Here is an 18,427-nt window from a genome sequence, read left to right as displayed (position 1 = left end):
GGCTCCTTGTCATGCCGCGGGTGTGCGGCGGGATTGGGTGGCGAGGGTGTTGATGCGGGTGATGTCGTCGTCGGTGAGGTGCAGGCCGGCCGCTTGCAGGTTGCTGATGATGCGGTCGGTTCGGGCGGATTTGGGGATGACGGCGATGTCGTGGGCGGCCAGGTGCCAGGCGATGACCACCTGGACGGGAGTGGCGCCGTGGGCTTTCGCGATCTCGGTCAGGACGGGATGGTCCAGGCCGGGCTTGCGCAGCGGGCTGTGGCCTTGGAAGACCACGCCGCGTGCACGGTGCGCGGCCAGGAGATGGGGGTCGTAGCGGGCGGGGTTGAAGCGGACCTGGTTGACCTCCGGCATCCGCCCGCTGGCCTGGGCGAGTGCGTCGAGCTGTTCAGGATGGTGGTTGCTCACCCCCACGGCCGCCGTCATCCCCTGCTCGGCGGCGGCCAGGAACTCATCCCACACCCAGGCGTGCTCGGCGGGGTTCTTCAGCGGGAAGTGCATCAGCCACAGATCCACCTGTTCTACGCCCAGGCGGTCCAGGCTGCGGGCCAGGGTGGCGTGTTCCCTGCCCGGGTGGTGCTGGGCGAACTTCGTCGTCACGCACCTCACCGCGCGGGATACTGCTGTCTGCCAGGGCCCGCCCCACGGCTTCCTCGTTGCCGTAGAGCTGGGCGGTGTCCAGGTGCCGGTAGCCGGCCTCAAGTGCGTGCAGGACGGCCCGATAGGCGTCCTCGCCCTTCAGCTGCCAGGTGCCGAACCCGAGCAGGGGCATGGTCCGCCCGCCCGGCAACACGGTGGTGGGGACTTCCATCAGCGAGGCGCCTTTCTGGTTTCGGTGAGGTACGGGGTTGCGCCTGCCGCCCCCGCACGGGGGCCCGCCGTACGGCGGGCCCCCCTGCCCCCCGGTGGCGTCAGCGTGGGCTGTTGACCTTCTGGTCGAGGTCGAGAGTGAGACGCAGCGCATCGAGCACGCTGTCCGGGGCGATCTGGTTCTCCGCCTCGCCGTGCAGCACGTCCATGACATGGCTGATCATGGCGGTGTACTGGTCGGCGGCCGGCAGTTCGAGGTCGCGAGCGCCGTCGGGGGTGTACGCGGTGAGGGTGCCGGACGGCTTGCCGTCGAAGCCCATCGTGGAGGAGGCGTCCAGCACACCGCGCTCGAAGGTGGCGGTGTAGCCGCCGCGGGCACCGAACGGCTTGGGCATCAGCGAGGAGATGGAGCTGCGGGCCGCCGCACGCTCGAACTGGAAGGCGGCGTCGATAGCGCCGGAGTCCTCATCGCGCGCGACCGTGGTGACGGTGAGGTCCTTGGGCAGGCCGAGGGTGCGGGTGATGATGTCCATGTCGCTGTGCATCGCCTCCAGCGGCAGCACCTTCAGCCCCAGCGAGGCGCCAGGCCACAGGTGGGCCATCAGATTCCACAAGGTGAGCTGTTCCAGGCGCCCGTAGGTGTTCTCACGGACCGCGTCGAAGAGGGCCTGGTTGGCGGGGATGAACCGCTCGAACATGTCCACGAACACGTGGCGGTCGCTGCGATTTGCGGCCTCGGCGACCCGCTCGGCGTCGGCGAGGCTGTCGGCCAGCGGCAGCTCGACCAGCGCGTGCTTGCCCGCCTGAAGGGCGCGCAGCACATACTCGGCGTGCAGGGGGATGGGCAGGCAGATGTCGACCAGGTCGAACGAGCCGTCCTCGAACGCGGCGTCCATGTCGGTGGAGGAGGCCAGGCCGAACTGGGCGGCCACCTTCGCGGTCTTGGCCGCATCGCGGCCGAACATCACCACCTCGACGTCGTCGCGGGCGGCGTAGACGGCGGCGTGCGCCTGCCCGAACCCGGTCCCCAGCAGTGCGATCTTCATCGTTCGTCTCCTTCAGTCACGCGAGTGGATGGTCGAAGTTGGCTGATCCCGCGGGCACGCGGGTGGCGTGCTCTGGGGCACCGGGCTGGCGTCAGCCGGCCGCTGGCTGGGCGGGCGGGGCCAGGAGGCCGAAGCGCCTGCCGTGGGGGTCGCGGATGCGGGCGCGCACCGGGCCGCCGGGCATCGAGGACGGTGGCTGCTCCACGGTGGCGTCCTTCTCCCGTGCCGCGTGGGCGGTGGCGGCGACGTCTGTGACCAGGAAGGTGGGCATCACGTAGTCGGCTGCGCCAATCCGGCCGCTGTGGTCCCGCCGGGGCCGTAAACGTCCAGGCACGGCACACCGCCGATGGCCTCACTCTTCTCGAACCGCCAGCCGAAGGCGGCGGAGTAGAAACCGGTAGTGGCCGCCGCGTCGGTGGTGCCGATCTCGAACCCGGCCATCGCACCCGGCGCAGGGGTGAACGCGGCCTGCCGCGTGTGCTCCTCGGTCCCGGCGATCCGCTCCTCGAACCGCTGGGAGGTGGACCGGGAGAACAGGGAGAACAGGTTGCCGCGCGGATCCGTCAGGCGGGCGAAGACGGTCACGTCCCCCACCGGTGTGGCCGGCAGCACCACCGTGGCCCCCAGCGCGGTGAGCCGGTCCACGTCCGCGCGGACATCGGCGGACAGAATCGACAGGTTGATCGCCTCACCGCCGGTGTCGCCTTGCTGGATGGCGCCCATCGGCCACGGCACGCCGGGGGCGAGGATGCGGGTGTAGGTGCGGCCGTCGATGGAGGAGTCGGGGTCGACTTCGAAACTCCAGCCCAGCAGCGGGCCGTAGAAGCCGGTTACAGCCGGCGGGTCGCTTGTGCCGATCTCGAACCAGACGACCTGGCCCGGAGACATGAAGGTCACGTGGATCCTTCCCTTGAGTGGCTCGCCCCTGTTCAAGGGGCTCATGGATGCTTCGTCTTCGCATCCACCACGCTAGGAGCCTTTTAGGACAGCTCACGTCCTTGAAGCGAGGCAGCCTGGAGGGCATGACGACCGACCTTCCCGCCCGCATGCTGCGCCTGCTCTCCCTGCTGCAGACCCGCCGCGAGTGGCCTGGCACCGAGCTCGCCGAACGGCTCGGCGTCACCACCCGCACCGTCCGCCGCGACATCGACCGCCTCCGCGACCTGGGCTACCCCGTCGAAGGCACCACCGGCCACGCCGGCGGCTACCGCCTCGCCTCCGGCACCGCCATGCCCCCGCTCATCCTCGACGACGGCGAGGCCATCGCCACCGCCGTCGCCCTGCGCACCGCCGCCGGCCACCTCCCCGCAATGGAGGAAACGGCGCTGCGGGCCCTCGCCAAACTCGAACAGGTCCTCCCCGCCCGGCTCCGATCGCAGGTCACGGCCCTGCACCAGACCACCGCTACGATCACCTGGTCACCGCACGGCCCACGCGTAGACGCCGACACCCTGGCCGCCCTGGCCGCCGCCTGCCGCGACCGAGAGATCATCACCTTCGACTACACCACCCGACAGCACACCCGCGCCCCGCGCCGCGTCGAGCCCCACCACCTCGTCGCTTCCGGCGGCCTGTGGTACCTCCTGGCCCACGACACCGGCAAGACCGGCTGGCGCATCTACCGCCTCGACCGCATCACCCACCCTGCCCCCACCCGGCACCTCTTCACCCCCCGTCCCATCCCGGGCGACGACCCCGCTGCCTACGTCGCCGACAAGATCGCCACCGCTCCCACCCGCTACCGCGCCATTGCCACCGTCCACGCCCCCGCCGACACCGTCCGCCACCGCACCCGGGCCTTGGCCGGCCGCATCCAGCCCCGTGACGAGAACACCTGCACCCTCGACTGCTCCAGCAACCACCTGCCCTCCATCGCCCAGACCCTCACCGCCCTCGACGTCCCCTACACCCTCGACGCCGACCCCCAGGTCACCGCCTACCTCCGGCAGGCAGCCCAACGACTCCACCACGCGGCCACGCACCGGGCAGACAGGTAGCCTGATTCCTCAGGCTCCCACGTCACAGGACACCAGCAAGGCACCACCACCCCGCCCCGCCCCGCCCCGCCCCGCCAGGGAACCGCCGGGTTAGGGCCTGGTCACCGCACCCACCGTGCGCCCGGAACAGGGCGACGGCCTCGTGCGGCAGGGGCTCACACCAGCCGCTGGGACGGTCGACGAGCGGCGCGAGGCCGACTGGGCCAGGTGAAACGCCCCTTCCTCTCGGACTGATCGGCTGGCGTCCCCGATGATGGGGATCGCCCCGGGGGCAACGGATCAAGGGAGTGCACATGGCGGTGGAGGCCGGCGCACGGCAGCAGGAGCGTGTCGCGGGACGGGTATGGACGGTACGCCTGGACCCTCACGGCCGCCCGTCCGCCGGCGCGGTGAAACTCTCCTGCTCCCGCCCGGCCTGCGCCGAGCAGCGCGTCCCAGGCGCCGCCGCGGGCCGCAGGCCGCGATCGGCCACGTCAACACACACCTGGCCCGCATCCGCGCGGGCGGAGGGCCGCGCGGCGAGGCGTGGTGCGCCTGCCGCGCCGCCGACTGCGCGTGGCACACCCCCGATCCCACTGCCGTGCGGCGGGGCGGGGCGAACCCGGCAGCGGGGGCGGTGCGGTGCGGCGGCCCGGTGGTCCTGACGGTGTACGCGGACCGGACGGGGAGGCTGTGGCGGATCGCGGAGATGTGCGCGCGGTGCGCGGCCGCCATCTCCGACTGCCGGGTCCTGGACACCGCCCCGCCCCCGTCCCGCACCGCCCCGGCCGGGGCAGGTCAGGCATGGGGCGAGCCGGACATGAAGCCGGGGCCCGCGGGCGGCACAGTGGGCGAGGGCACGGCGGCGGTGTTCTCCGACCGCGCCTCCTCCCTCGCCTCCGACGCGGCTTCGGCTGCCGGGCCGGCTGCGCTCCCCCGCGCCCGCACCGGCTCACCGGCTCACGCGTCCTGGCGGGCGAAGCGGTGGGGAAGATCGCGCAGCGGACTGTGCCGCACGACCTTGAACCCGATGTCCTGCGCCTGGAACTGGTCGAACTCGGGGATGCGTTCCGGGCCTACCAGCAGCGCACCGGACCCGACCTCGTCCTGCTGGCCCATCTCCACGAGCGCAAGGCCCGCGCATTCGCCCTGTGGGCCGACGTGAGCGGGGACGGCTCCCTGCGCCACGAGGCCAAGCGCGCCGAGAAGGCCGCGCAGACCACCCGCGAGATGCACGCCAACCGTGGCGGCCAGGCGGCCGGCGACACGGTCAGTGGGGACGGGCCGGTGGTGGAGCGGCTGCTGACCCGGCAACAGGCCGTGCACGCACGCACCGTGCTGGACTACGTCGCCGCCCACGCCCGGCGCCCGGAGGCCGAGGTGCGCCTGGCGGTGCTCATGCTCACCCTGCGGGCCGCGCGCGCCGGCACCGGGAACATCACCGGCCAGGACCTCACCGGCTGGCTCCCAGGCAACGCCGAGCGGGTACTTCAGCATCTGGTCGCGGACGGGTGGCTGCGTCTGCCCGGCACCGTCGCCGAGGTGATGGCCTCCCGGTCCGAGGACCCCACCGCCATCACCGTCCCCACCCTGCTGCCGGAGCGGCCCCGCCCGTTCGGCTTCGGCAAGACCACCCGCGCGAGGATCTCCGGCTGAGCCCACAAAGCCGTGGGCGACCGGAAGATCCGCAAGAAGAAGCTGGGTGCCACCGCCCGGCTCCTGGCCCTGTACACCGCCGCCCACACCCGCCCCGACGGACGCCTCGGACCTGCCGAGGACGGCGGGCTGGACCTGGACCAGGTCGCCGAGTTCGCCGCCCTGGCTCCCGGCCAAGTCGCCGAGCACGCCGAGCTGCTGGTCGCCGCCGACTGGCTCACCGAAGCCGACACCACTGGGGGACGGCTGCGCGGACAGCTCACCGAACGCGTCCTGCCGCTGGGCGGACTGCTGTGACACGCCCCGCCCACCGTGCCAGCGGCCTCGCATACCGCCACCCCGGGTGCGCGCACACAGCAGCGGCATCGGCACCGTCCGGCGCATGGGGTCTGCTCAGGCCGGTGACCACCACACGGCCCGCATCGGAGGTATGACCTACGTCAGGGCCGGATCTGCCGCCGGCGACCGCGCCGATGACCGTGGAAGCGCTGACAGGGCGGTGGCCGACGGGGGCCGAGAAGGTGGAACTCATTCCACGGAGTGATGGTCTTCGCCGGCCATTTCGACGAACGCGACCTCGAAACGGCCCGGCGCACCTATCCCGGCCGCCGCCCCGTCATCAACACCGACGGCGGCCTGGAGATCCATCCAGCCGGTCCCGGCCAGCCCGCCCCGCTCCTGGGCGATCCGCACCACCGCTGAATCGCCCCGTCGGCCCGGTGGCCGATCGCAGGGAACCGGCCAGGTGCGCTCCGGGGCCGTCACCCATACGGCTGAGGGTCGTTTCCGGTGTGGACCAACACATCGGATGCCAAGGAGGCCCAGTGGGCCCTTCGTTTGTGATCGAGCGGCTCGAGTTCCAGCGGGGCGACCTCTGGTACGCCCGCTACTTCAGAGGCCTGGTGACCTTCCTCGTGGGTCACTCCAAGGCCGGAAAGTCCACCGCGCTGGAAGCGCTGCTCTACCCGCTGGGCCTCCTCACGGCAACCGTCATGCCGGAGGTCCGCGGCTGCCAGCAGGTCCGGCTGGTCTTCCGGGTTGCCGGAACCCGCTGGCAGGCCACCCGCAGCGGATCGAACCCGCGGGCACGGTGTCCTTGAAGAACCTCGACGACGCGAACGAGATCGAGCATCTGCTGCCGGTCACGAGCGCGAAGGCCGGGGAGATGACGGCCGGCGCCTTCGTATAGGACCTGCTCGGCCTGCCCCAGGCGGTCCGCGGGGCCACGCGTGTCACCCTGGACGACTTCTACAGCACCGTCATGGCGCTGCGGCAGAACACGATCGCCTCCGAGTTCCTCGGCGGAGGAAAGGACGAGGCGAGGGTCCTTGCCCTGGAGGTGCTGCTGGGCCTGTGGAACGAGGACCTTGCCGGGCTGGAGAAGAACGCTTCGGAGACCGCGTCCCGGTACCGGGCGGCACGGTCTGCTCTGGCGGCGTTCAAGAAGCTGCGGGACAGCGGCGCTCTGGCCGATCCGGCCAGCGTCCGCGCCGCGTACGCGCAGAAGCAGCGCGAGCACCGCGCGGCGGCGCAGCGGTGGCAGGAGGCCGATGCGGCGCTGAAGGTCGCCGTCGGGGAGCGCGGGCGGCTCGTCGCCCTGCACCAGGCGGCCGAAGCCCAGCGCAGGAAGAGTGCGAAGCAGGCTGTCGCCGCCCAGGCCAAGGTGAACGGCGCCACCGCCGAGCACGCGCGCGCCGAGGGCGAACTCGCCACCCTGCTGAAGCCCACGCCGCAGGACTGCACCTGCTGCGGACAGCCCCTCCCCGACCGGGAGCCGGGCCTGTGCCGCCAATGCGGTCAGAGCCACGACGGCGTCGAAGACCGGCGCGAGCAGCAGATCGCCGCGGCCCGTGCGAAGGTAGACCGGCTCCTGCTCAGGCTGCGGGGGCTTCAGGAGGCGGCGGCTGCCGCCGCCGACCAGGCTGCCGAGGCGGATACGGCGGCCGCGGCCGCGCTCGCCGCCCGCGACGAGGGCCATCTCCAGCCCGCCCGCAAGGCCGCGCAGCAGGCCGAGAAGGAGGCCCACGGGCTGAGTCGCGACGTCGCCCAGCTCAAGGAGCGTCTGGAGTCGGCCGACTACATCAGCGCCCAGGAGCAGGTCATCCGGGCGGCCAAGGAACAGATGGACGCGGCGCAGGCCGCCCGGGATGCGGCGGTCACCGCCCACGACGTGCGCCGCAAGGAGGTCACCGGCCGCTGGTCGGAGTTCTTCCTTGCCCGGCTGAAGCAGATCAACCCCGACGTCGAGACCGCCCACATCGACCCCGCCGACTTCACCACCCGCGTCAAGGAACGGCACACGGCCGACAAGACCTTCGCCGAGAGCTCGGTCGCCGGAAGCCCCAAGGTGGCCACCAACGTCGCGCTGCTGCTGGCCCTGCGCGATCTCGGCCGCGTCGACCGCGGCGTCAGGGTGCCGCCGCTGATGGTCATCGACTCGCCGCTGGCCGGCCTCGGAGCCAAGGGCCTGGACCACGACACCGGCCTGCGCCTGATCGACACCCTCATCGACATCGCCGACGACTCCTCCCCCGACGGCTACGCCTGCCAGGTCATCGCCGCCACCAACGACCCCCTCCCCCGCCCCTATCCCGGCGTGCGGGAAATCCGCATCGACACCGACAACCGGTTCTTCGATCACGCCCCGCGCCGCGACAACTGACCGTCTGTGCCCTGCACTTTCGCAGAAGAGCCCAGGGCGGCCGCCAGCCGCCGCCACTCCCAGATGGCCGATCCCTGCAGCGGCCCCTTCAACACACGAACCATGGCGCGGGGCCGGGCTGTCGGAGCCGAGTGCCCGTCAGGGCGCGACGTGACTGTTGAGCAGGGTGAGGCGGTCTTTCGCGATGTCGACGGCGACCAAGGAGAGGTCGTTGCAGGTCCAGTGGCGTCGGGTCAGTTCGGCGGTGATGGCTGTGGAGCCGTGCCGCCGACAGGTCGACCACGTGGGCGCCGGGCTGGGTGAGCAGTTGATGAACCGGCCTCCTGCCCTATGGCTGCGCCGTCGCCGTCGCCGGTGCGGGCCGCCCTGGTGGGCGTCACGCGTCCTCCTCCGCCGGCGCGGTCGCGTACTCCGTGAAGCGGTGCACGCTCTGCGGGTTCAGCCGGTAGCCGGGGCGGCCCTGGAGGACGGCGTCCTGGATGAGGCCGTAGTCGGCGACGTCCCGGAACCGCTCCTGGCAGGCGATGCGGAATCTGCGCACGGTCTGCGCCAGGGCTGCGGAGGTCCGCGCTGTGCGCTCGGCCAGCTCGGCGGCGGACAGGAACGGCGGTTCGGACCCGGACGCGAGGTGCCGGGCGAAGTCGCGGCCGAGCACGCGCAGCATGTCGATGAGGGGCTGCGGGGTGTTCTCGTAGACGGTGACGCCCTCGATGGACAGCAGGGGGCCGTAGAGGGTGACTTCCAGCCGGTTGGGCTCTGGCAGCTTCTCGTCGTCCAGGTCGAGGGAGAGGAACTTCGGCGCCAGGTGCCCGGCGCGCAGCCCGATGTAGCGGCTGAGCAGCTGGCCGCGGTCTGCGGTGCGGGGCGCCTGCAGGTAGTCGACGACGGCGCCCAGGGCGTCCGGCAGGGCGGGCCGCAGGTCCCGAAGATAGCGGGTGATCCACTCCACCGAGGCGTCCCTGCCGTGCAGCCGGGCGTGCAGGACGGCGGTGTCCAGCAGCACCAGGGAGGCGCAGGAGTCGAGTTTGGCGTAGCCCAGGCGGTTGTGGAGGGTCGCGGCTGTGTCGATGAGCGCGCCCGGCTTCACTCGGATCCGGTAGCTGCGCAGCATCCGGTGCCAGTTCTCGTACGCCGTGAGGTGCACGTTCCACTTGTCGGCGGCCGCCAGGTAGCGGTCGCCGAGGTGCCGGAAGATCCGCGGGTACGGCGACTGCTGGTAGGTGGCCCAGCCGAAGGAGAAGGTGTCGAGTGCCGCGTCGAAGTCGCGCTGGGTGCTGTAGCGGCAGGCGGAGATGAGGAACTCGCTGGTGCGGACGTAGCGCAGCAGCAGAGAGCGGTCTCGTTCGGTCAGTTCGGTGGGGCGCAGCGCGGAGGACTCCACGAAGGTGCTGTACTGGCCGCTCTGCACGTCCCCCAGGTGGAAGGCGAAGGAGCGGCCCGCGCCGGACACTGCCGTGGGGTGGTCGGCGAGCACCTTCTCCACGTACGTGCGCTGGGTCTCCAGTTCGGCGGCGGCCTCGTCCTGCCGCCCGGCGAGCAGATGGGCGATGACCAGGTCGGTGTGCAGCCAGGACGCGTCCGCGAAGTAGCGGTAGCGGCGGTAGCGGTCCAGGGAGGCATGGAAGAGCGGCACGGCCCGCTCGGCGTCGCCGGCCGCGGCCGCCGCGAGACCCTCGTGCCACAGGACGAAGGAAACCTGCGCGAAGGCCTCGGGGCCGGCGTCGCATCCGGCGTCGCGGGCCAGCCGGGCGAACGCCGAGGGGAACATGGAGTCGGCGTATCCGGCCCATCCCTGGCTGAGGTGGTCGGCCACCTCGGTCAGCAGGTCGAGGGAGCGCTCGTGCACGGCCCGGCCGAAGAGGTCGATCAGCTCCCGGGTCCTCGGCAGGATCCGGCCGGTGTAGAAGAAGGAGGTGTCGACGTACTTCTCGGCGGTCGCCAGTAGCACGGGCGCGGCCGAGGACCCGCCGTCCATACGGGCGCACAGTTCGCCGAGGAGCAGCAGCAGCGCCACATCGTGCTCGTCAGCCTGCCGCAGATCGGACGCGGGTACGTCCACTACGTCTCTCACCACGACCCGGCGGCCGCCGGCCACGTGCTCCTCAAGCGCCCGGTAGCGCTCGACTACGCTGCTCATCTTCGCTGTCCCATCGTTACTCGCCCATGCGCCATGGCGTCTCCGCCGGCCGGACCTCTCGATGGTGGTGCCGGGAACCGGTCGGTGCCGCTCGTCCGGAGCAGTCCCACGTAGGGCCACCCGGTTCTGACCAGACATGCTTCAGGCGGTCCGACTGCTGCGTGAGTGTGCCACGCGTGCCGGTTCCCCCACGGCACCCGCAGACGTCTCGACGTCATCTTAGACAAGCCGGATGACTCGGCGTCCCGGCCGTGGCCCCAGCCCGACCGTGGCCCCCGCCGCGCCCATGGCGGCCGCCCCCGCATACCCGTGCGCCCCACCCGCACAGCGAAGCGGCCCCGGGCGGCGGGGAGGGTCGGCTTGCGGCTTCCCCGCCGCCCGGGGCAGTGGTGAGAGGCCCTCGATGGCTCAGGCGCGGCGGCTGTGGGCCAGAGCGCCCTCCTCCCGGCCGCACGCCCGGTCCACGGCCGAGCCCAGGACGTTGCGGTGGATCTCGGTCGTCGCGGTGGGCTTGTTCAGGGTGATGTCGTGCAGGCCGGGGGCGCCTCGGCGAGCAGCCGCTCGGCCAGGGCGGTGGCGTGCTCGACGCCGATGTGGTGGCCCTCGCCGGGCCGGTCGCGGACGGCTTCGAGCCGGTGCGCCAGTTCCTCCGGGAAGGAGGCGCCGCTGAGTTCGGCGAAGCGGCTGATCTGGCGGACGTCGGTGGCGGGCATGATCTCCAAGATGATCGGGATGTCGCGGCCCGCGGCCGCCACCCGGTCCCGCAGGCGCAGGTAGTCCTCGGCGTGGAAGAGCATCTGCGTGATCGCGTAGTCGGCCCCGGCCCGGTACTTGGCCACGAATTGCCGGATCTCGCTCTCCCCGTCCGGCGAGCGCGGGTGCCGTTTTGGGAACGCGGCCACGCCGATGGTGAAGTCGCCCAGCGAGCGGATGAGTTCGACTAGTTCGCGGGCGTGGGTGAGGCCGTGCGGGTGCGGCGTCCAGGGGCCGAGCGGGTCGCCGGGCGGGTCGCCGCGCGGCGCCAGGACGTCACGGATGCCGGCGTCGGCGTACTGCCCGATGATCCGGCGCAGTTCGGCGACCGAGTGCCCGACCGCGGTGAGGTGGGCGACCGGGCGCAGGGTCGTCTCGGCCGCGATGCGCCGGGGGAGGGCGATGGTGCGGTCCCGGGAGGAACCGCTGGCCCCGTAGGTGATGGAGACGACGTCGGGGCACAGCGCCTCGACCCGGCGCAGGGCGTGCCACAGCGTGCGCTCGCCGGCCTGCGTCTTCGGCGGGAAGAACTTGAAGGAGAACGTCCTGGTGCGCGGCACGTCCGGTCATGCCATCACCGTCAGGCGCGCGGCGATCTCCTCGGCTGGCCGCTCACCGCAGACCGCGCCGATCCGGTCCAGGAGGGCGGAGGCGAGCAGCTTGTACTCCTGGGTGCCCAGGGGCTCGATCACCACGGTGGCCAGGGCGCAGCCCAGCTGGGCCGCGCGCTCGCAGGGCAACCGCCAGGCGAGGCCCGCGAGGAAGCCGGCGCGGAAGGCGTCCCCCACGCCGGTCGGGTCGACGACGTCCCGCGTCGGCACGGCAGGTTCGTCCTGCCGGGGCCCGTCGGCGGTCTCCAGAGTGACACCGTGGGCGCCGCGGGTGACGATCCAGGCGCCCACCCGGCCAAGCACCTCCTCACGGCTCCAGCCGGTCCGCTCCAGCAGCAGGGCCTGCTCGTACTCGTTGGTGAACAGCAGCCGGGCGCCGTCCACCAGGCGCCGGGTCTGCCCGGTGTACGGGCGGGGCAGTTGCTGGGTGGGGTCGGCCGCGACCGGCACGCCCAGGGCGTGCGCGGTGGCTGTGTGCCGCAGCATCGCCTCCGGGTCGTCGGCGACGGCGAGGACGAGGTCGAAGGGCCCCGCCCCGGCGGTGCGCGGCAGCGAGGTCGATGCGGTGCGCCTGGGCTATGGCCGGCGTAGAAGTAGCGATCTGGTTCTGGTCGGCGTCGGTGGTGGACACGAAACGCGCGGTGTGCAGGGTGTCGCTCACCCGGACCGGCACGGTGTCGACGCCGTGCCGGGTGAGCCAGGCGCCGTACTCGGGGAAGTCGGTGCCCGCGGCGCCCACCAGCACGGGACGCGGGCCGAACCTGCCGGGGCCGAGGGCGACGTTCGCGCCGACGCCTGCGCGCCGGACGTCGAGGCGGTCCGCGAGGAAGGACAGCGAGACGGTGTCGAGCCGGTCGGTGATGAGCTGTTCCCGGAAACGGCCGGGGAAGACCATCAGATGGTCGGTGGCTATCGACCCGGTGACTGCGAGGCGCACGGCAATCTGTCTTCTGCCTGCCGCGTGGGGCGGTGTCAGGCCCGGCCGGCGGCGGTGCCGAGGGCGTCGGCGCGGTCGGTGCCCTCCTAGTGATCTGGTTGTGAGTTCGTTGGGCACCACGTGAGTCGTCTTCCGTACCAGTTCACGGGTTTGGCTGACGGGTGCTGGTTGGCTTCGGTCTGCTGTGGGTTGTGGGTGACAGCAGGCTGGAGCCGCTGGTCCTGAGTGAGACCGAGCGGCAGACGTTGAACAGCTGGGTCAAGCGCCGGACGACCGCGCAGGGTCTGGCCCTGCGAGCCAGGATCGTGCTGGCGTGCGCGGAAGGCGGTCCGAACCTGGCGGTCGCGGCCCGGCTGGGGGTGAACCGGGGCACCGTCTCCAAGTGGCGCACGAGGTTCCTGCGTGACCGGCTCGACGGACTCGCCGACGAGCCCAGGCCCGGGGTGCCGCGGACCATCACCGATGCCCAGGTGGAAGAGGTGGTGGTCCGCACCCTGGAGGAGACACCACCGGGCGGAACGCACTGGTCCAAGCGGGAACTGGCCAAGGCCGTGGGGATCTCTCCGGCGAGTGTGCTGCGGATCTGGCACGCCTTCGGCCTCCAGCCGTGGCGGACCGAGACCTTCAAGATCTCCCCGGACCCGTTCCTCATCGACAAGATCCGCGACGTCGTGGGCCTCTACCTGGCCCCGCCGGCGAACGCGGTGGTGTTCGCGGTGGACGAGAAACCGCAGATCCAGGCGCTTGAGCGGACCGCGCCGGTGCTGCCCATGGTGCCCGGGGTCCCCGAACGGCGGAGCTTCGACTACGTCCGGCACGGCACCGTCGACCTGTTCGCCGCCCTGAACACCGCGACCGGCAAGGTAATTACCAAGCTGTCCGCCCGGCACCGGGCCGAGGACTTCCGGGACTTCCTCGACGAGATCGACCGCCAGACCGGCAAGGGCCTGGCAGTCCACGTGATCTGCGACAACCTCTCCACCCACAAGGCACCCCTGGTGCACAAGTGGCTGCTCGCGCACCCCCGCTTCCAGCTCCACTTCACCCCCACCTACTCGTCGTGGATCAACCAGGTCGAACGGTGGTTCGCCGAGCTGGAACGGCGCTGCCTGGCCCGAGGCGTGTTCTGCTCCCTCGACGACCTCAAGACCGCACTCGAAAACTGGATCAAGGTCTGGAACGACGAAGCCCGGCCCTTCAAGTGGACCAAGACCGCCGACCAGATCCTCGACCGCATCTGACGCTACTGCTCACGCATCTCCGAACCAGGTCACTAGGTGAGCTCGGGCAGCTCGCGGCCGAAGTGGCCAAAGGCGGCGGTTTGGGCGTAGCTCGGGCGCAGCAGGTCGAGGTCGGGGATGATGGCGGCCGGACGCAGGTCGAAGACCTCGCGCACGGTTTTCTCCAGGGCCGCGTGCGGCACGGTCGCTGTGCCGAAGGTCTCGATGAACAGCCCGACCGGGGCGCCTTGCCGATGGCGTACGCGACCTGCACCTCGCAGCGGGAGGCGAGGCCCGCGGCGACGATGTTCTTCGCAACCCAGCGCATTGCGTACGCCGCCGTAGGTGTCCACGATGATCTTGCGGCCGGTCAGGCCGGCGTCGCCCATCGGGCCGCCGATCTCGAAGCGGCCGGTGGGGTTGACCAGCAAGCGGTGGCCGTCGGTGTCGAAGCAGATGCCGTCCTCGGCCAGCTCCTTGAGGACGCCGTCGACGACGTGCTCCTGTATGCCGGGCGCGAGCAGCGACTCCAGGTCGAGGTCGGTGGCGTGCTGGGAGGAGACGACGAACCTGTCCAGGCGGACGGGACGGCTGCCGAGATACTCGATCGTGACCTTGCGTCTTGCCGTCGGGGCGCAGGTAAGGGGAGGGTGCCGTCCGTGCGTACCTGGGCGAGCCGTTCGGACATGCGGTGCGCGAGGTGGAGCGGCAGCGGCATCAGCGCGGGTGTCTCGTCGGTGGCGTAGCCGAACATCAGGCCCTCGCCGGCGCCCTGCCGGTCCCGTGCGTCCGCCTCTCCCCCGGCGCCCTCCACCCGGGCCTCGTAGGCGGTGTCAACGCCCTGCGCGATGTCCGGGGACCGCGCGCCGATCGCCAGGGAGACTTTGCAGGAGGCGCCGTCGAAGCCCTTCGCCGACGCGTCGTAGCCGATCTCGAGGATCTTCTTACGCACCAGCTGCGCGATCGGGACGTAGGCCTGGGTGGTGACCTCGCCGGCCAGGTGGACCAGGCCGGTGGCGATCAGGGTCTGGGCGGCGACCCGGGAGGCTGGGCCCGCGCGCAGCAGCGCGTTGAGGACGGTGTCGCTGATCTGGTCGGCGATCTTGTCAGGGTGACCCTCGGTCACGGACTCCGAGGTGAACAGTCGACGGGACAACGCCGTTTCTCCTCTGCTGCGCCGGGACGTGCGGGGCGGTGGGCGGTGCCGGGTGAAGGGCGGGGCGGTGAGGGTCAGGAAGTGCATGCGAAGCCGGGGACGGACACGACGCCTTCCGCGTCGCGCGACCGGTCCAGGACGAGCTGGGCCAAGGCGATGTCCAAGGAGCCGAGGCCGAAGGGCGAGTAGACGGCGCGCCGGTCCCGGTCGGGCTTGGCCACGCCGCGCAGGAAGTCGCCGACGGGGAGGATGCCCTCGCGCTCCACGGTGCCCTGCTCGACGGCCAGGGCGAGGGAGGTCTTCTCCCGCAGGGCGTGCGCCACGTCGTCGACGACGTGGACGGCGCCGGCCATCGCCTCGGGCGTCAGGTCGCGCAGCGACATGTGCAAGACGACGGCGTGGTGCTTGAACTCGCGGGACTCGCTCAGGTGCGGCACCACGGCGGTGGTGGCGAACAGCACCACATCGGCGTCCTCCACGGCCTCCCGCAGGGAGCCGGCCGCGACCGCGTTCCCCGCCAGCTTGGCCGCGAACTCCCCGCTGCGCGCGGCGAAGTCGCGGGCGCGCTCCTGGTCGACGTCGAACACCACGAGGTGGTCGCAGCTCCAGCCGAGGCCGGCGAACACATCCAGGGTGGTGCGGGAGATGTACCCGGTGCCGATGACCGCCATTTTGGCTGGGGCGCGGTCGCCGGCGCGCAGCGCCTCGGCGCCGACGGCGGCGGACAGCGCGGTGCGGTGGCCACTGATCTGGGCGCCTTCGAGGACGGCCGTGGGGAACCCGGTGCGCGGGTCGTTCAGTGCGATCAGCGCGGAGGCGCGGGGCAGGCCGAGATTGAGGTTCTCGGGGAAGCTGGAGATCCACTTCACGCCCATGGCCTCGGACTCGCCGGCGACGTACGCGGGCAGCGCGATGATGCGCTCGCGGCGGGTGTCGTCGGGGCGCAAGAACAGGCTGTCGGGGTTGACCAGCTGCCCCAGCGCCGCCTTGACGTAGACGTCCTCGACGATCTCCTTCGACGCCGTGCCCAGGGACCGCAGCGCTTCCTTGACCGCGGCCGCGGGGACGATGGTGAGACGGTGATCGGCGTGATTCATGTGTTCCTCACTGTCGGTGTGGTGTCGAGGCGCTGCGGGTGCGGCCCCGGCGCGGTCGAAGGAGACGGCGGGGCTACCGCAACAGGGAGAACTTCTTGGTGAGCGGGTCGATGACGTCGCTCGGGCCGAAGAGGGCCACGCCGTAGTAGTCGAGTTCGGCCTCCGGGGTGCTCCGCATCCGCTCCAGCTGGTTCAGGTGGCTGCCGCCGGTCATCTGGGCGGTGAAGTCGGTGCTCAGCAGTCCGGCCGCGGCGGCCTCGCCCCGCAGCCGGCGCAGCCAGGCGGGGCGTCCGTCCAGCACGACGAGCGAGAGGCCGGAGACGGGCGCGTGGCTGCCCCCGTCGGCGTCGGGGAAGTCGAGGAAGGACATGTGCGCAAGGAGTTCGGGGCGTTCGGCGGCCCCCTTCGCCAGCAGGCCGAGGCAGAGGTGGCCGACGGCGTTGGTGGCGACGCCGGGCTCCAGCTTGGTCTTGAGGGCGACGACGAACTTGTACTGGCTGTCGACGTCTTCGGGGGCGACGACGAGGCGACCGTTGTGCTGCATGGGCGTTACCTGTGGTTCCTTTTTCTCGGCACGTACGGGGACGTGGTGGGTGTCAGGCGCTGAGCGAGTAGTCGAGGAAGCGCTGGACCTTCGCGGGGTTGATGCGGTATCCGGGCCGGCCCTGGATGAGGGCGTCCTGGTCGATCGCGTGCTCGGTGGTCTCTTGGAGCGTCTCCTGGCAGGCGTGCCGGAAGCGGCGCACCGCCTGGGCGATCGCCGACGGGGTGCGGTTGACGCGCCGCGCGAGTTCCGCCGCGGACAGGAACGGCACCTCGCCGCCGTCCGGCCGGGTCCGGGTGAACTCCTGGCCGAGCGCGCGCAGAATGTCGGCGAGCGGCCGCGGGGTGCTGTCGTACAAGGTGACGCCTTCCAGGGAGAGCAGGGGGCCGTAGAGCACGAACTCGAACAAGTCGGCGTCCGGCAGGGGTGTCTCGCCGAGTCCGGGGCCGGGGAAGTTGGGCGCCAGCTGGGCGGGGCGCAGCCCCCGGTAGGTGCCGAGCTGCCAGAAGAACTCGGTGCCCTGCGGCACCTGGAGGGAGCGGGCCGCGGCCTGCACCAGTTCCGGTACGACGGGCCGCAGTTCCTGCAGATGGCGGCTGACCCATTCGACCGCGCCGTTGCGGCCGTGCAGCCGGGCGTGCAGGAGGGCCGCGTCGAGCAGGACGGTGGCGGCGCAGGTGGGCAGGCCGGCGTAGGCGAACCGGTCGTGCAGCGTGGTCGCGGTGTCGATCAGATGACGTGGCTTAACCCGGACCCGGTAGGTGCGCAGCATGCGGTGCCAGCATTCGTAGGCGGTGAGGTGGGGGTTGTACGGGTGTCGGCCGTCGGTGTAGCGGTTTGCCAGGCGCAGGAAGATCTTCGGGTACGGCGAGGTCTGGAAGGTGGACCAGCCGCAGGTGAAGACGTCGAGCGCCGCGTCGAGTTCACGTTGCGCCCCGAACCGGCAGGCGGCCAGCAGGTGTTCGCTGGCGCGGGTGTAGCGCCGCAGCAGGGCCGCGTAACGGTGGGTGAGGGCGGCCGGGCGCAGGGTGGGGGACTCGATGAAGGTGCCGTAGCCGCCGCTGCGCACGTCTCCGAGATGGAAGGCGCCGGTCTCGCCCTCGGTGTCCTCGACCAGGGCGTGGGTGGCGAGGATGTCGTCCACGTAGGCGCGCTGGGCCCGGGCGGTGGCTGCGGCACGGGCCTCGTGGCCGGCCAGCAGCTGGGCGATGACCAGGTCGGTGAAGAGCCAGGCGGCGTCCGCGTAGTAGCGGTAGGAGCGGTAGCGCTCCAGGGACGTCTCGAAGTGGGCGCGGGCCCGTTCGGCGTCTCCGGCGCCGGCGGCGGCCAGCCCGCGCTGCCAGGACACGAGCGAGACTTCGAGGAACTGCTCGGCGCTCATGCGCAGGCCGAGTTCGCGGGCGAGACGGGTGAAATTGGCCGGGAACGCGGAGTGCGCGTAGCCGGGCCAGCCCTGGCTGAGGTGGTCGGCCACCTCGGTGAGGAGGGCCGGGGACCGCTCGTCCACCCCGCGGTCGAGGAGTTCGATCAGCTCCCGGGCCCGGGGCAGGATCCGGCCGGTGTACAGGAAAGAGGAGACGTAGCGTTCGGCGGCCTTGGTGAGCGTGGGCGCGATCGAGGGGCCGCCGCCCATGCGGGCGCACAGGGCGGCGAGGACGAGCGTCAGCACCACGTCGTGCTCGTCGGCCAGGCGCAGGTCGGCGGCCGGGACGTCGGCCACCTCCGCCACGTCCACCCAGGAGCGCCCCGCGGCGTGCTCCTCGAGCGCCCGATGGCGCCCGGCTAGGTCACTTGTGTGCACCTCGGTCCCATCCTGCGTCGT

Annotated in this window: 15 protein-coding genes and 6 pseudogenes; 7 read left to right on the top strand and 14 right to left on the bottom strand. The window is 71.7% G+C overall.

Features of this window, described 5'->3' with window-relative positions; translation table 11 throughout:
* Window positions 1-9: 9 nt before the first annotated feature.
* From JJV70_RS17675 to JJV70_RS17665, 5 genes and pseudogenes are all read right to left on the bottom strand, one after another.
* A complete protein-coding gene (locus JJV70_RS17675; RefSeq protein WP_219048972.1) occupies window positions 10-600 on the bottom strand; it encodes an aldo/keto reductase in 591 nt (196 codons plus the stop codon).
* A gap of 19 nt (window positions 601-619) precedes the next feature.
* Window positions 620-772 (bottom strand): annotated as a pseudogene (locus JJV70_RS23565) (aldo/keto reductase); the annotation flags it as partial.
* Between the two features lie 139 nt (window positions 773-911).
* The gene (locus tag JJV70_RS17670) at window positions 912-1,856 is read right to left on the bottom strand and encodes a Gfo/Idh/MocA family protein (RefSeq protein ID WP_219048971.1); all 945 of its coding nucleotides are present in this window, start codon (window positions 1,854-1,856) and stop codon (window positions 912-914) included.
* Window positions 1,857-1,947: 91 nt separating this feature from the next.
* Window positions 1,948-2,127 carry a VOC family protein gene (locus JJV70_RS22930; RefSeq protein WP_257574141.1) on the bottom strand — a complete coding sequence of 60 codons (180 nt, stop codon included), beginning with the start codon at window positions 2,125-2,127 and terminating at the stop codon, window positions 1,948-1,950.
* Complete coding sequence (locus JJV70_RS17665) at window positions 2,127-2,744, bottom strand: VOC family protein (RefSeq protein WP_257574148.1); 618 nt, start codon at window positions 2,742-2,744, stop codon at window positions 2,127-2,129. Before JJV70_RS17665 ends, JJV70_RS22930 begins: the two co-directional genes overlap by 1 nt.
* A 134-nt stretch (window positions 2,745-2,878) precedes the next feature.
* Here JJV70_RS17665 and JJV70_RS17660 point away from each other — a divergent pair, with 134 nt between their 5' ends.
* The 6 genes from JJV70_RS17660 (at window position 2,879) to JJV70_RS17640 (ending at window position 8,150) form a co-directional block, all read left to right on the top strand.
* Window positions 2,879-3,853 (top strand): YafY family protein, encoded by a 975-nt coding sequence (locus JJV70_RS17660; RefSeq protein WP_219048970.1) that lies wholly within the window; start codon window positions 2,879-2,881, stop codon window positions 3,851-3,853.
* 987 nt (window positions 3,854-4,840) lie between these two features.
* Window positions 4,841-5,488 (top strand): hypothetical protein, encoded by a 648-nt coding sequence (locus tag JJV70_RS23300; protein WP_306823487.1) that lies wholly within the window; start codon window positions 4,841-4,843, stop codon window positions 5,486-5,488.
* Window positions 5,489-5,500: 12 nt separating this feature from the next.
* A complete protein-coding gene (locus JJV70_RS23295) occupies window positions 5,501-5,785 on the top strand; it encodes a hypothetical protein (RefSeq protein ID WP_306823486.1) in 285 nt (94 codons plus the stop codon).
* Window positions 5,786-6,031: 246 nt separating this feature from the next.
* Complete coding sequence (locus JJV70_RS17650) at window positions 6,032-6,190, top strand: hypothetical protein (RefSeq protein WP_219048969.1); 159 nt, start codon at window positions 6,032-6,034, stop codon at window positions 6,188-6,190.
* Window positions 6,191-6,312: 122 nt separating this feature from the next.
* Window positions 6,313-6,588 (top strand): hypothetical protein, encoded by a 276-nt coding sequence (locus JJV70_RS17645; protein ID WP_219048968.1) that lies wholly within the window; start codon window positions 6,313-6,315, stop codon window positions 6,586-6,588.
* A 161-nt stretch (window positions 6,589-6,749) separates the two neighbouring features.
* The gene (locus JJV70_RS17640) at window positions 6,750-8,150 is read left to right on the top strand and encodes a hypothetical protein (RefSeq protein WP_219048967.1); all 1,401 of its coding nucleotides are present in this window, start codon (window positions 6,750-6,752) and stop codon (window positions 8,148-8,150) included.
* 376 nt (window positions 8,151-8,526) lie between these two features.
* On the opposite strand, the gene JJV70_RS17635 is transcribed toward JJV70_RS17640, so the two are convergent.
* From JJV70_RS17635 to JJV70_RS17625, 3 genes and pseudogenes are all read right to left on the bottom strand, one after another.
* Window positions 8,527-10,287 (bottom strand): hypothetical protein, encoded by a 1,761-nt coding sequence (locus tag JJV70_RS17635; protein ID WP_219048966.1) that lies wholly within the window; start codon window positions 10,285-10,287, stop codon window positions 8,527-8,529.
* Between the two features lie 408 nt (window positions 10,288-10,695).
* Window positions 10,696-11,600, bottom strand: a pseudogene (locus tag JJV70_RS17630) (methylenetetrahydrofolate reductase).
* Between the two features lie 6 nt (window positions 11,601-11,606).
* Window positions 11,607-12,588 (bottom strand): annotated as a pseudogene (locus JJV70_RS17625) (PfkB family carbohydrate kinase).
* A gap of 191 nt (window positions 12,589-12,779) precedes the next feature.
* Here JJV70_RS17625 and JJV70_RS17620 point away from each other — a divergent pair.
* A complete protein-coding gene (locus tag JJV70_RS17620) occupies window positions 12,780-13,829 on the top strand; it encodes an IS630 family transposase (RefSeq protein ID WP_219048965.1) in 1,050 nt (349 codons plus the stop codon).
* A 32-nt stretch (window positions 13,830-13,861) separates the two neighbouring features.
* On the opposite strand, the pseudogene JJV70_RS23560 reads toward JJV70_RS17620, so the two are convergent.
* The 6 genes and pseudogenes from JJV70_RS23560 to JJV70_RS22920 form a co-directional block, all read right to left on the bottom strand.
* A pseudogene (locus JJV70_RS23560) lies at window positions 13,862-14,149 on the bottom strand (methionine adenosyltransferase domain-containing protein); the annotation flags it as partial.
* Window positions 14,150-14,272: 123 nt separating this feature from the next.
* A pseudogene (locus JJV70_RS23555) lies at window positions 14,273-14,386 on the bottom strand (hypothetical protein); the annotation flags it as partial.
* A gap of 119 nt (window positions 14,387-14,505) precedes the next feature.
* Window positions 14,506-15,051, bottom strand: a pseudogene (locus tag JJV70_RS23550) (S-adenosylmethionine synthetase N-terminal domain-containing protein); the annotation flags it as partial.
* Window positions 15,039-16,061, bottom strand: a complete 1,023-nt coding sequence (locus tag JJV70_RS17610; RefSeq protein WP_219048964.1) for a 2,3-diaminopropionate biosynthesis protein SbnB — start codon at window positions 16,059-16,061, stop codon at window positions 15,039-15,041. The pseudogene JJV70_RS23550 and the gene JJV70_RS17610, both read right to left, overlap by 13 nt.
* A 73-nt stretch (window positions 16,062-16,134) precedes the next feature.
* Window positions 16,135-16,605: a DUF2000 domain-containing protein gene (locus tag JJV70_RS22925; protein WP_257574140.1), complete on the bottom strand. Its 471-nt coding sequence runs from the start codon at window positions 16,603-16,605 to the stop codon at window positions 16,135-16,137.
* Window positions 16,606-16,657: 52 nt separating this feature from the next.
* Window positions 16,658-18,406, bottom strand: a complete 1,749-nt coding sequence (locus JJV70_RS22920; RefSeq protein ID WP_257574139.1) for a hypothetical protein — start codon at window positions 18,404-18,406, stop codon at window positions 16,658-16,660.
* Between the last annotated feature and the right edge of the window lie 21 nt (window positions 18,407-18,427).

The sequence above is a fragment of the Streptomyces sp. JJ66 genome, from assembly GCF_019303495.1.
GTDB lineage: Bacteria > Actinomycetota > Actinomycetes > Streptomycetales > Streptomycetaceae > Streptomyces.
This window is presented reverse-complemented; position numbering and strand designations above follow the sequence as displayed.